The organism is Stenotrophomonas sp. 3diitr2024 (assembly GCF_042136455.1).
GTDB classification, from domain to species: Bacteria; Pseudomonadota; Gammaproteobacteria; order Xanthomonadales; family Xanthomonadaceae; genus Stenotrophomonas; species Stenotrophomonas sepilia.
The window spans coordinates 1-10,618 of sequence record NZ_JBHHMJ010000621.1 but is presented as its reverse complement, the minus strand read 5'-3'; the positions used below and the strand labels follow the sequence as shown (position 1 = coordinate 10,618).

Sequence of the window (10,618 nt, the reverse complement as noted above, 5' to 3'; positions counted from 1 at the left end):
GTGGGTGCCGACCGTTGGTCGGCACGCCGGTTATTTGGTGATATCCACGTTCTTGGTTTCGCGCAGGAACAGGCCGCCGATCACCACCGACATCAGTGCGATCGCAATCGGGTACCACAGGCCGTAGTACAGGTTGCCGGTACCGGCCACCAGCGCGAACGAGATCGCCGGCAGGAAGCCACCGAACCAGCCGTTGCCGATGTGGTACGGCAGCGACATCGAGGTGTAGCGGATACGGGTCGGGAACAGTTCGACCAGGTAGGCGGCGATCGGGCCGTAGACCATGGTCACGTACAGCACCAGCAGCCACAGCATGAAGATGGTGCCGGCGATGTTGATGCGCGCACCATCGGCCTTGGCCGGATAGCCGGCGGTGGTCAGCGCGGTCTTCAGCTCCGCTCCAAACGCATCGGCCTTGGCCTTGCCTTCTTCCTTGGTCAGGCCGGCGGCCTCATACGAGGTGACGCTGGCACTGCCCACGTTCACCATCGCCAGCGAACCGGCGGCGGCGGGCTGCACGTCGTACGGCACACCGGCCTTGGTCAACGCGGCGGTCGCCACGTCGCAGGAGCTGGTGAACTTGCGCAGGCCCACCGGATCGAACTGGAACGAGCAGGTGGCCGGGTCGGCGACGACCAGGGCCGGGGAGCTGCTGCGCGCTTCTTCGATGGCCGGGTTGGCGAAGTGGGTCAGGCCCTTGAAGATCGGGATGTAGGTGATGGCCGCCAGCAGGCAGCCGGCCAGGATGATCTTCTTGCGGCCGATGCGGTCGGACAACCAGCCGAAGAAGATGAAGAACGGCGTGCCCAGTGCCAGCGCTGCGGCGATCAGCAGGTAGGAGGTGGTGGCATCGACCTTCAGCATGCTGCTGAGGAAGAACAGCGCGTAGAACTGTCCGCCGTACCAGACCACGGCCTGGCCAGCCGCTGCACCGAGCAGGACCAGCAGCATCAGCTTCAGGTTGCCGCCCTTCAGGCTGTCGCGGAACGGGGTCTTGGAGCCCTTGCCTTCAGCCTTCATCTGCTGGAACAGCGGCGATTCGCTCAGCTGCAGGCGGATCCATACCGAAATGCCCAGCAGCAGGATCGACACCAGGAACGGAATGCGCCAGCCCCAGGCTTCGAAGGCCTCGTTGCCCAGCGTCATGCGGCAGGCCAGGATGATCAGCAGCGACAGGAACAGGCCGAGCGTGGCGGTGCACTGGATGAAGCTGGTGTACAGGCCACGCTTGTCGTCCGGCGCGTGCTCGGCCACGTAGGTGGCGGCACCGCCGTACTCGCCGCCCATCGCCAGGCCCTGGGCCAGGCGCAGGATGATCAGGATCACCGGAGCGGCGAAACCGATCGAAGCGTAGTTGGGCAGCACGCCGACCAGGAAGGTCGAGATGCCCATGATCAGGATGGTGACCAGGAAGGTGTACTTGCGGCCGATGCGGTCGCCAAGGCTGCCGAAGAAGGCCGCGCCGAACGGACGCACGAAGAAGCCGGCGGCGAACGCCAGCAGGGCGAAGATCATGCCCGTGGTTTCATTGACGCCACTGAAGAACTGCTTGGCGATGATGGCCGCGAGCGAGCCGTACAGGAAGAAGTCATACCACTCGAACACCGTGCCGAGGCTCGATGCGAAGATGACCTTCTTGTGGCCCTTGGTCAGGGTGCCCGCTTTATGTGCGGTGCTGGGTGTACTGGACATGGGACGCTTCCCCTCCGAAGCAATCGTTGTTGGTGGGTGCCGACCGTTGGTCGGCACTCAATTCGGTAGATGCCGACCTTGGCCGGCACCCCATCTCGGTAGGTGCCGGCCGCTGGCCGGCACGCTCTTAGAAGCTGTACTTCGTAGTGAACTGCAACCGGGTGATGTCACCCTTGTTGCCGTTCTCCACTTCGCGACGGCCGTACATCAGCTCCGCACCGATATCGACCTTGGGCAGCGGCGAATAGAAGATGTTGCCGCGGATGCTCTGCACGCTCTTGGTCACCAGCGGGCCGAGGATGCTGTCGTTGTCGTAGTCGCTGCGCGCGTAGATCAGGTTGGTGCGCAGCTTCGGCGAGAACGCATGCCGCCAGCCCACGTAGCCGGCCAGCACGCCGGTCGGGTTGAGCTCATCGCGGGCCACGTCGTAGGCGCTGTCGGCGGTGATGCCCAGGCCGATGTAGCGAGCGATGCCTTCGCCGCCGGTCAGCTGGTAATGCAGCGAATCGCTGTCACCCATCACCCACTTGCCGCCCAGGGTCAGGCCGCCAGCCACCTTGTCGGCCTTCGCGCCGGTGGCCTGGTTGTCGACCTTCAGCTGACGGACGATGCCGCCGACACCGAAGGTGCCCCAGTCGCCCTTCCAGCCATAGCGCAGGGTCAGATCGGGCAGGCTGCCACGGTCGGAGTTGGCGCTGGCGTTGGTCCAGGCGCCGGTGACCGGGTTGCGGGTACCGGTGAGGGTGGTGGTTTCCGGGTTTTCCAGCGCGACGCTGAAGCCGCCCTGGGTGTAGCGCACCTGCGCTTGGCGCACGAAGATCACGCCGTCGGTGGGGCCGACGAAGTCGACCGCTTCCGGCAGTGCGGCCGCGTCCATGAAGTTGGACCAAGTCTGGCCGGCCAGCCAGTTGTTCCAGTACATGTAGGCGTGGCGCAGGGTCACGCCGTAGGTATTGGTGGCGGTCTGGTTGCCCAGCGAGTTGCCGAAGAAGTCCATCTCGAAGAACGCACCGGCCTTGTTGCCCGATTCGCTGACGTTGTCGATGCCCAGGTTGAAGCGCGAGAACTTGGCATGGGCGTTGAAATCGGTGCCTGAGCGCTTGCCGCTGCCGCCGGCGCCTTCCACCGGGGTCTGGCCCGGCAGGTACAGCGAACGGCCGGTGGCGTCGTCGGCCAACTGGCCATCGCTGGTCTGGGTGGCCAGGAAGTCGGCCTTGATGAAGCCGCCGATCTTGACCGTGGTGCCCGGTGCCGCGCCCGGGGTGATGGTGGTGACCTGGATCGGCTGCTTGCCGGCCGGCACCTGTGCGACCGGCTTCTGCCCGGCCTGCACCGTGCGCACTTCGGTCACCGCCTGCTGGGTCTGGCTGATCTGGGTCTGTTGTTGTTGCTGCGAAGACAGCAGCAGCTGGACCTGGCGTTCCAGTTCGGCAACGCGTGCTTCCAGTGCCTTCTCTTTGGCGGTCTCTGCGAACGCCATGCCCGGTGCGACCAGGGCGACCAGCAGGCAGGCCGCCAAAGGTGTGCGCACGGCTTTCAACGTACGGTGGCTCATGTTGCCCTCTCTCCCAAGTGGCAAGGTGATGCCGCGCGTGGGGCACGGTCGAGCCGAGACTGCGGGGCGATTATGTATAGCGGCTATTCGCCATTGGTCGAACCCGGCCCTGCAGGGCGCTCACTTTCGACCATGGTCTAACCAGGGTGGTGACGCGGCCGGGGGTGGATGGGGCAAACTGAGGGGGATCGGTCGTTGCGATGCTGCGACCGCACATACAAAGTCAACGTGCAAGTGAGGGTGCCATGGCTGATATCTACCCCGTCGATCCGCAGTTCGCCGCCAAGGCACGCATCGACAAGAAGACCTATGAACAGCAGTACCAGGCGTCGGTGACCGACCCGGATGGATTCTGGGGCAAGGCCGCCGAGCGCCTGCAATGGATGCGCAAGCCGACGAAGATCAAGAACGTCAGCTACGACCTGTCCAACTTCCACATCAAGTGGTTCGAGGATGGCGAGCTCAATGCCAGCGTGAACTGCCTGGATCGCCAGCTCGAGACGCGCGGCGACAAGACCGCCCTGCTGTTCGAGCCGGACGGCCCGGATGCACCGGCCCAGCACGTGACCTATCGCGAACTGTATGAGCGCACCTGCCGCCTCGGCAATGCGCTGCGCAACCTTGGGGTCAAGAAAGGCGACCGCGTCACCATCTACCTGCCGATGATCGTCGACGCCGCAGTAGCCATGCTGGCCTGCGCGCGCATCGGTGCGATCCACTCGGTGGTGTTCGGTGGCTTCGCGCCGAACTCGATCGCCGACCGCGTCAGCGACTGCCAGAGCAAGCTGATCATCACCGCCGACGAAGGCTTGCGCGGTGGCCGCAGGATTCCGCTGAAGGCCAACGTCGATGCCGCGCTGAAGCTGCCGGGCACGAACACGGTTGAAACCGTGCTGGTGGTGCGCCACACCGGCGGCGCGGTGGACATGCAGGCCCCGCGCGACCGCTGGTTCCACGATGTGGTGGACAGCCAGCCGTCCACCTGCGAGCCGGAACGCATGAACGCGGAAGACCCGCTGTTCATCCTCTACACCTCCGGCTCCACCGGCAAGCCGAAGGGCGTGCTGCACACCACCGGCGGCTATCTGCTGTACGCGGCCTACACCCATGAAGCGGTGTTCGACCTGCGCGAGGACGACATCTACTGGTGCACCGCCGACGTCGGCTGGGTCACCGGCCACAGCTACATCGTGTACGGGCCACTGGCCAACGGTGCGACCTCGCTGATGTTCGAAGGCGTGCCAAACTATCCGGACACCTCGCGCTTCTGGAACGTCATCGACAAGCACAAGGTGAGCATCTTCTACACCGCCCCGACCGCCATCCGTGCGCTGATGCGCGAAGGCGAGGAGCCGGTGAAGAAGACCTCGCGCGCGTCGCTGCGCCTGCTCGGCAGCGTCGGCGAGCCGATCAATCCGGAAGCTTGGCGCTGGTACTACGAAGTGGTCGGCGACAGCCGCTGCCCGATCGTCGATACCTGGTGGCAGACCGAAACCGGCGGCATCCTGATCTCGCCGCTGGCCGGCGCGATGGACCTCAAGCCGGGGTCGGCCACCCTGCCCTTCTTCGGCGTGCAGCCGGCGCTGGTCAATGCCGATGGCGAGATCCAGGACGGCCCGACCGAGGGCAACCTGATCATCCGTGACTCCTGGCCGGGCCAGATGCGCACGGTGTACGGCGACCACCAGCGCTTCATCGATACCTACTTCCGCACCTACCCGGGCAGCTACTTCACCGGTGACGGTTGCCGCCGCGACGAAGACGGCTATTACTGGATCACCGGCCGCGTCGACGACGTGATCAATGTGTCCGGCCATCGCATCGGCACCGCCGAAGTGGAAAGCGCGCTGGTCTCGCATCCGAAGGTGGCCGAAGCGGCGGTCGTGGGCTTCCCGCACGACGTCAAGGGCCAGGGCATCTACGCCTACGTCACCCTGGTGGCCGAAGAGGCCCCGAGCGATGAACTGCACAAGGAGCTGATCGCCTGGGTGCGCAAGGAGATCGGGCCGATCGCCACACCGGACCACCTGCAGTGGGCACCGGGCCTGCCGAAGACCCGCTCGGGCAAGATCATGCGCCGCATCCTGCGCAAGATTGCCGAAAACGCGCCGGACCAGCTCGGCGACACCTCGACCCTGGCCGATCCGTCGGTGGTGGCGTCGCTGGTGGACGAGCGCAAGGTGCGCTGATGCAGAACCCGGGGTCGGATCCCTTTCCACCAGGAAAGGGCTCTGACCCCATCTGGTTTCCCCCACGGTTCCCCCCGACCATGACCACCCTCCTGATTGCCGATGACCACCCGCTGTTCCGCGAAGCCCTGCGTGGAGCCGTGCAGCGGGTCATCCCCGGCGTGCAGCTGTTCGAGGCCGACAGCGTGGAAGCGCTGTACGCGCTGGCCGACCAGCACAACGACGCCGACCTGGTCCTGATGGATCTCAACATGCCCGGTGCGCAGGGCTTCAACGCACTGGTGCACATGCGCTCACTGCACCCCCAGCTGCCAGTGGTGGTGGTGTCCGCGCGCGAAGAAGCCACGGTGATGCGCCGCGCGCTCGACCACGGTGCGCTGGGCTTCATCCCGAAGTCTGCGGATTCGGACACCATCGGCCATGCGCTGGGCACCATCCTCGATGGCGAGACCTGGGCACCGCCGGAAGCGCACAACGTGCCGCCCACCGGCAGCGAAGAACGCGAAGTCGGCCAGCGCCTGCGCGAGCTGACCCCGCAGCAGTTCCGTGTCCTGCAGATGCTCGGCGCTGGCCGCTTGAACAAGCAGATCGCCTACGACCTCAACGTCTCCGAAGCGACGATCAAGGCCCACGTCACCGCCATCCTGCGCAAGCTCGGCGTGACCAACCGCACCCAGGCCGTGCTGATGGCCGGCAAGCTGGCCATCGACGACGACGCCATCGTGCTGCCGCCCGAAGAAGACTGACGGTAGTGCCGGCTGCTGGCCGGCATTCGCCTGGAACGTCTGAAACCGCCCTGGTAGGTGCCAAGCTTGCTTGGCACGCCTTTGCTTGGCCCGTGTTATAGCCATCGCTATACAAACCAGCCCTGCCTGCGCGTTTGTCTGTAAATGCGCCACGCGCGGATCGCAATGCTAAGCTTCGCGTCCCCTTGGGGAGTAGCCGGATTCCTTCGCAGGAATCGTCCACGTCAACATACTCGGCCAGTGCGCCGTGGCGTGGACAACCATGATGGTTGGCGAGACCAGCGGCCCGCGCGCGCAACGTCAGGTTGGGCGCGAGCGCGAGCCGTGCGTCCGTCCTTGCCCGACCTCAGCCGCTGTCCATGTCCCCCATTTCGATCCTCCTGATCGGCTTTGCCATGTCCACCGATGCCTTTGCCGCCGCAATCGGCAAGGGTGCGGCCATGCGCAAGCCGGTGTTTCGCGATGCACTGCGTGCCGGCATCATCTTCGGCGTCATCGAGGCGATCACGCCGATCATCGGCTGGCTGCTCGGCCGCGCCGCGCTGCAGTACGTCGAAGCCTTCGACCACTGGATCGCGTTCGGCCTGCTCGGTGCGCTGGGCATCCACATGATCTACAACGGCCTGCGCCCGGACAGCGCCGAGGATGACGAGGATCCCTCGCAGCACCACGGCTTCTGGAAGCTGGCGCTGACCGGCTTCGCCACCAGCATCGACGCGATGGCGGTGGGTATCGGCCTGGCCTTCATGGACGTGCATATCGGCGTGATGGCCGCGGTCATCGGCCTGTGCACACTGACCATGGTGACCGCCGGCATCATGCTCGGCCGCGTGCTGGGCAGCATGGTCGGCAAGCGTGCGGAGATCATCGGTGGCGTGATCCTGGTGATCATCGGCGCGACCATCCTGTACGAACACCTGCACGGCGTGGGGTAACGCATCGGAAGCGAGCGATTGCGTGGTTGCCGGCCAGCGGCCGGCACTACCTGGCGTCGCATCCACGCATGGCGTGGATCTATTGCGCATCCCGCAGCGCGCCGAGGAAGGCGCGCAGCGAGGCCGGCTTGATCGGCTTGGTCAGCACGCGGTAGCCACGCTCGCGTGCCATCCGCTTCAGCTCGTCACGTCCGTCGGCGGTCAGCAGCGCACCCGGCAGCGGGTAGCCGGCCGCCTCGCGCAGCGCCACCAGCGCATCCAGGCCATCCATGCGATCGTGCAGGTGGTAGTCCACCAGCATCACCTGCGGTCGCTCGGCGATCTTCTCCAGTGCCTGGTCGACGGTGGCGGCGGTGATCACCTGCACCTGCCAGCGGCCGAGCAGTGCGCGCATGCCGTCGAGGATTTCCTCGTCGTTGTCCACGCACAGCACCCGCAGGCCCGCCAGCGAATCGCTGCGCACCGGTGTGGCCACGGCCTGGGTCGCCTTGGCAGGCTCGGTGTAGCCGGGCAAGGGCGCAACCCGCGGCAGGATGATCGAGAACATCGAGCCACTGCCAACGCGGCTGCGTGCATTGAGGCGATGGTCGAGCAGGCGCGAGATGCGCTGGCAGATCGACAGGCCCAGGCCCAACCCCTGCTCGCCCCAGTCGAACGGCTGCTGGTAGCGGTGGAACTCGTCGAAGATCTGCCGCATGTGGTGTTCGGGAATGCCAGGGCCGGTATCCCACACCTGCAGTTCCACCTCGTCGCCGCGCTGGCGCACGGCCAGCACGATGCGCCCCTGGCGTGTGTAGCGCAGTGCATTGGCCAGGAAGTTCTGCAGTACGCGGCGCAGCAGGCGGCGATCGCTGCGTACCCAGGCCGCGCGCGCGAACAGGTCCAGGCGCAGGCCACGGCCTGCGGCGACCGGCGTGTACTGCGCGGCCAGCTCGCGCATCAACGCACTCACATCGAACTCGCCGATCACCGGGTGCAGGCCACCGGCATCCAGCCGCGACACGTCCAGCAGGCCATCAAGCAGTTCTTCGGCAGCGCGCAGCGACGCGTCCACGCGCTCGGCCAGATGCTTCTGCTCGTCGCTGACGTGATTACTGTCGCGCAGTGCCGAAGCGAACAGGCGTGCTGCGTTCAGCGGCTGCAGCACGTCGTGGCTGATCGCCGCCAGGAAGCGCGTCTTCGACTGCTGCGCGACCTCGGCCTCATGCGAGCGCTCGGCCACGCGCTGTTCCAGCGTCTCGTTGGCTTCAAGCAGCGCCCTTTCAGCGTGCTTGTAGTCGGTGATGTCGTTGTAGCTGGTCACGTAACCGCCGCCGGGCAGCGCCTGGCCACGCATCTCGATCACCTTGCCGTCGCTGCGGGTGCGCTCGAACACGTGCGGCGAGCCGGCGCGCATGTAACCGATGCGGCGGTTGATCTGCACTTCGATATCGCCCTCGCCCAGCTCGCCGCGCTCGGCGTTGTAGCGGATCAGGTCGGCCACCGGGCGGCCCACGTAGAGCATGCCGTCGGGGTAACCGAACATGTCCTGGTAGCGGCGGTTCCACGCGGTCAGGCGCATGTCCGGATCGACCACGCTGACCCCGGCGCTGATGTTCTCCAGCGTGGTCGACAGGATCTCGCGGTTGAAGCGCAGTTCCTGCCCGGCTTCGTCCAGCACCGCCACCACTTCCCCCAGGTCCATGCCCGAGCCACGCAGCAGGCTGGTCAGCAGCAGGCGCGCCGATGCCGCACCGATCGAGGCGGCCAGCAGGCGCTCGGTGAACTGCACCCACGGCCGGTCAGCCGGTGCCGAGGATTGCAGCTCACGGCCCAGCGACTGCGCCTGCTCGAAGAACGAACGCCGTGCATGGCGTTCGCCGACCACGCGCGAAGCCAGCGCCAGCAGGTCGCCCACATGCACATGCCCGGGCCAGCCACCGGCCACCGACGGACGCTCGGCATACGGGTCGAGGAACGGTGCCGCACGCAGGCGCTCGTCGACGCCGGGCCGCCAGCGTGCGGAAACCAGCATCATCGTGGCCGCATTCACCAGCAGCGACCAGAACGTGCCGTGGGTCAGCGGGTCCCAGCCGGACATGCCGAACAGCTGCTGCGGACGCAGCCACTCGATGCCGAACGGGCCGTGCTGTACCCAGGCGGCGTCGACCCAGCCGGCCATGGTCATCGCCGGCAGCAGCAGGGTGTACAGCCAGGTGGCAAAGCCCAGCAGCATGCCCACTTCGACGCCGCGCCGGCTGGCACCGCGCCAGTACAGGCCGCCGATCAGGCCGGGCGCGAATTGCGCCACCGCTGCGAACGCCATCAGGCCGTACGAGGCCAGCGTGCTGTCGTTGCTGCTGGTGCGGTAGTAGCTGTAGGCCATCAGCGCCAGCAGCAGGATCGCCAGGCGGCGGATCCACAACACGCGCGAGGCGACGTCAGCGGCTTCCTGGTGGTCACCGCTCCGACGCAGCAGTACCGGCATCACCAGATCATTGCTGACCATGGTCGCCAGCGCGATGGACGAGACGATGACCATGCCGGTGGCCGCCGAGAAGCCGCCCACGTAGGCGATCAGCGCCAGCGCATTGCGGCCTTCGGCCAACGGCAGCGCCAGCACCATCGAGTCGTCGGCGACGCTGCCGCCGGTGCCGAACAGGGTCACGCCGGCGGTGGCGATCGGCAGCACCATGCCCGAGATCAGCACCAGGTAACCGCCGAACATCCAGCGCGCGCGGCGCACGTCGCGCACGTCACCGCACTCGACCACGGCCACGTGGAACTGGCGCGGCAGGCAGATGATGGCGAGGAAACTGAGCAGGGTCTGTGAGATGAAGCCGACCGGCGGCAGGCCGGTGAACAGCGTATGCACCGACTCGACCACCGCGTCGGTGCGGTTGCTCAGCCACAGGTAGGCGAACACGCCCACCGCCAGCATCGCCAGCAGCTTGATCACCGATTCAAAGGCAATCGCCAGCATCATGCCGTGGTGGTGCTCGGTGGCATCGACCTGGCGGGTACCGAACAGGGTGGCGAACAGCGCCATCAGCAATGCCACGTATAGCGCCGGGTCGGTGAAGAACCCGGTCGGGCCGGTGTTGCCGGTCAGCACCTGCAGGCTCATCGCCACCGCTTTGTACTGCAACGCCAGGTACGGAATGATGCCGATCAGCGCGATGATCGCCACCAGCGCCGCCAGCCGCCGCGAGCGACCGAAGCGCGAGGAGATGAAATCGGCGATGGAGACCACGTTCTGGCTGCGTGCGATCAGCGCCAGGCGCTCGATGATGCGCCAGCCGAACAACAGCAGCAGCAGCGGGCCGATGTAGATCGGCAGGTAGCCCACGCCATTGCGCACGGCAGTGCCGACCGCGCCGTAGAAGGTCCACGACGAGCAGTACACCGCCAGCGCCAGGCTGTAGACGACCGGCCGCTACGTCGCGACGGCGGAAGTCGGATACTGTGGTGATTCCGGTCAGTTCGGCGATGCGGTTGCCGTCGCCCAGCTGCACAGTGAAC

5 protein-coding genes, 2 pseudogenes and 1 riboswitch are annotated in these 10,618 nt (G+C 66.3%); of the genes and pseudogenes, 3 read left to right on the top strand and 4 right to left on the bottom strand.

The window, feature by feature from the left end:
* Positions 1 to 30: 30 nt before the first annotated feature.
* Positions 31 to 1,692: an MFS transporter gene (locus ABGA94_RS16175; RefSeq protein ID WP_049412037.1), complete on the bottom strand. Its 1,662-nt coding sequence runs from the start codon at positions 1,690 to 1,692 to the stop codon at positions 31 to 33.
* Between the two features lie 127 nt (positions 1,693 to 1,819).
* Positions 1,820 to 3,247, bottom strand: coding sequence for a DcaP family trimeric outer membrane transporter (locus ABGA94_RS16170; RefSeq protein WP_032954652.1), 1,428 nt, complete (start codon positions 3,245 to 3,247; stop codon positions 1,820 to 1,822).
* 245 nt (positions 3,248 to 3,492) lie between these two features.
* Between ABGA94_RS16170 and acs the strand changes: the two genes are divergently transcribed.
* From acs to ABGA94_RS16155, 3 genes are all read left to right on the top strand, one after another.
* Positions 3,493 to 5,436: an acetate--CoA ligase gene (acs, locus tag ABGA94_RS16165; RefSeq protein WP_111174894.1), complete on the top strand. Its 1,944-nt coding sequence runs from the start codon at positions 3,493 to 3,495 to the stop codon at positions 5,434 to 5,436.
* An 80-nt stretch (positions 5,437 to 5,516) separates the two neighbouring features.
* Positions 5,517 to 6,182 (top strand): response regulator transcription factor, encoded by a 666-nt coding sequence (locus tag ABGA94_RS16160; RefSeq protein WP_005420420.1) that lies wholly within the window; start codon positions 5,517 to 5,519, stop codon positions 6,180 to 6,182.
* 181 nt (positions 6,183 to 6,363) lie between these two features.
* A riboswitch (yybP-ykoY riboswitch) is annotated at positions 6,364 to 6,453 on the top strand.
* 88 nt (positions 6,454 to 6,541) lie between these two features.
* The gene (locus ABGA94_RS16155) at positions 6,542 to 7,117 is read left to right on the top strand and encodes a manganese efflux pump MntP family protein (RefSeq protein WP_005420421.1); all 576 of its coding nucleotides are present in this window, start codon (positions 6,542 to 6,544) and stop codon (positions 7,115 to 7,117) included.
* 79 nt (positions 7,118 to 7,196) lie between these two features.
* Here the strand turns inward: ABGA94_RS16155 and ABGA94_RS16150 are convergent.
* Positions 7,197 to 10,532, bottom strand: a pseudogene (locus ABGA94_RS16150) (NahK/ErcS family hybrid sensor histidine kinase/response regulator); the annotation flags it as partial.
* A pseudogene (locus tag ABGA94_RS16145) lies at positions 10,525 to 10,618 on the bottom strand (anhydro-N-acetylmuramic acid kinase); the annotation flags it as partial. The pseudogenes ABGA94_RS16145 and ABGA94_RS16150, both read right to left, overlap by 8 nt.

What these genes read in the sequence shown, in the direction of transcription:
- ABGA94_RS16175 (WP_049412037.1), bottom strand. Translation starts at nt 1,692, where the DNA reads ATGTCCAGTACACCCAGCACCGCACATAAAGCGGGCACCCTGACCAAG.
- ABGA94_RS16170 (WP_032954652.1), bottom strand. Translation starts at nt 3,247, where the DNA reads ATGAGCCACCGTACGTTGAAAGCCGTGCGCACACCTTTGGCGGCCTGC.
- acs (WP_111174894.1), top strand. Translation starts at nt 3,493, where the DNA reads ATGGCTGATATCTACCCCGTCGATCCGCAGTTCGCCGCCAAGGCACGC.
- ABGA94_RS16160 (WP_005420420.1), top strand. Translation starts at nt 5,517, where the DNA reads ATGACCACCCTCCTGATTGCCGATGACCACCCGCTGTTCCGCGAAGCC.
- ABGA94_RS16155 (WP_005420421.1), top strand. Translation starts at nt 6,542, where the DNA reads ATGTCCCCCATTTCGATCCTCCTGATCGGCTTTGCCATGTCCACCGAT.